2 protein-coding genes are annotated in these 2043 nt (G+C 63.4%); one reads left to right on the top strand and one right to left on the bottom strand.

Annotated elements, in window-relative coordinates; all coding sequences use genetic code 11:
• A partial coding sequence (locus QP996_RS11695; RefSeq protein ID WP_284872805.1) for a LysR substrate-binding domain-containing protein occupies positions 1-225 on the top strand: 225 nt, incomplete at its 5' end.
• A gap of 37 nt (positions 226-262) precedes the next feature.
• On the opposite strand, the gene QP996_RS11690 is transcribed toward QP996_RS11695, so the two are convergent.
• Positions 263-1549 (bottom strand): NAD(P)/FAD-dependent oxidoreductase, encoded by a 1287-nt coding sequence (locus QP996_RS11690; protein WP_284872804.1) that lies wholly within the window; start codon positions 1547-1549, stop codon positions 263-265.
• Positions 1550-2043: the final 494 nt, after the last annotated feature.

Genomic DNA, 2043 nt, shown 5'->3' with positions numbered 1-2043 from the left:
GCGATGTCGACCGAGTTCATGCTCGCCCTCGTCGAACGTGGGTTGGGCGTCTGCCTGCTGCCCGTCGAATGTGTGCCAGCTAACCCAGCGCTGCGAGCAGTTCCCGTGGCCGATGGCCCCTGCCGGGCCGAGTACGTCGCGTGGGGCTCTTTCAATCCGAGCCCCGCGTCTCGGGCGTTCATCGAACAGGTCAAAGAATCAATCGCCCAGCACATGGTCGGCTGATGCCGGTCCCATCGATCAACGTCTCCGGTCCGTACAGCTAGAGGCCGCCGAAGGGGCCGCGCAGCGGGTCGAACGGTGCGATGGTCTCATCAACCTCGCCGGTCTCAATCTGCTTCGCCAGCATCTTGCCGGACAGCGGGCCGAGGATGATGCCCCACATGCCGTGCCCGCCGTTGGTGTAGACGTTGGGCACCTTGGTCGCGCCCACCAAAGGCAGGCCGTCCGGGGTCACCGGGCGGGAGCCGACCCACTCGTCCTGGCGGTCCTCCCAGTCAATGCCGCGGAAGAACGGCTTGGTGGTGTGGATCATGGACGCGACGCGGCCCGGCTGGAACGGCTCGTCCGGGCCACGGAACTCCATGGTGCCGGCGATGCGGAAGCGGCCTTGGTACGGGGTGCAGGCGATCTTCGGGTCCGGCAGGTACACCGGGCAGGTTGCCGGCTCTGCGGTCTCCACGGAGAAGGAGTAGCCGCGGCCTGCCTGGATCAGCGTGGTCACGCCGAGGTCCTTGGCTAGCCTCGGCAGCCACGCGCCGGTGGCCAGCACCACGTTGTCGGCGTGCAGCCACTCGCCGGTGGCCAGCACCACGTTGTCGGCGTGCAGCCACTCGCCGGTGGCCAGCTTCACGGCCGGCTTGCGGGTGGAGGTGACCTCCACGACCTCCACACCCGTGGTGACCTTGCCGCCGCGCTCCACGATGGAGTCCGCGATTGCCTGGCAGTACGGGCCCGGCTCGATGAAACGCTGGCCGCCCATGCGGAAAGTCGCGCCCACCTTGTCGGTAAGCATCGGGGCGTCCCTGCGGGCGTCGTCGAGCGTGATCTGCTCGAACGGGATCTCCTGGCCGTGGCGTTGCGCGCCCTCGACCTCCTTGAGGAAGCCGCCGGCCTTCTTTTCGTTTTCGAATCCGATGATGAACGGGCCCTCGTTGGTGGTTGCCTTCACGCCGCCGGCCTCGAGCTCGTCGAAGGCCGCGAGGGCTCCGAGGTCCGCCTTGGTCAGGCCCGCCATCGTCTTGTCCCAGGCGCGGCCGGTGGCGTGCGCCATGAAGTTCGCACAGAAGCGCCACAGCTTCGGGTCGATGCGCACAGGCACATCAAGAGCGGCGTGCTTGTCAAAGAGCGCTGTGGGCCCGTACGCCCACAAGCTCGAGTTGGCCAGGGGGATCGTTTTTCCTGGTGCGAGCCATCCAGCGTTGCCCCAAGAAGAGCCGGCGGCGACATCGATGCGTTCCAGCACCTCCACCTCATGTCCGTACTCCTGTAGGTGCCACGCGGTGGCGAGGCCCGTCATGCCGGCCCCGACGACGATAGTGCGGGTCACGTGTGTTCCTCCTCACAGATACACGCGGAGTCAGCACTTGTTGCGTCATGTAGACGCCGTGGCAGACTCAGTCTTAACTTTTTCAACCTGCGAATGACCCTAGTCGACAAAGCGTAGGCAGATAGTCTATGTATTTGCCGACAGTTTTATAAGAGACGTGGAGGAATGTAGATGAAGGCTTGGCGGCTAGCCATCCCAACGCTATTGGCCCTGTCCGTTGTGCATAGTGGCATTGCTAATGCGAGTGAGGCAGATATAACAGGATCTCCTGCCGGGGAAAAAGAATGGACGAAAACCGCTAAAGCTACATTTCCTAGCTCTTCTTCGAAGGCGGGTTCTAGACTGGCGCCACAGCCGTACTTTGCTACTAATTTTGCTCTTGCTCCTGGTGGCGGTGCAGCATTCACCAACGTAGAGGGGTCAAGTCCCGTGTAGTGGTGTAGCCGTTTGTGCTTTCGGCTCGGTATGAAGTTGGGGGTTTGGTTAGGCGGTTA

Origin of the sequence: Corynebacterium sp. MSK008, assembly GCF_030232585.1 — a bacterium.
Lineage (GTDB): Bacteria > Actinomycetota > Actinomycetes > Mycobacteriales > Mycobacteriaceae > Corynebacterium.
The sequence above is the reverse complement of the archived record's forward strand: the minus strand, read 5'-3'. Positions and strand labels throughout refer to the sequence as shown.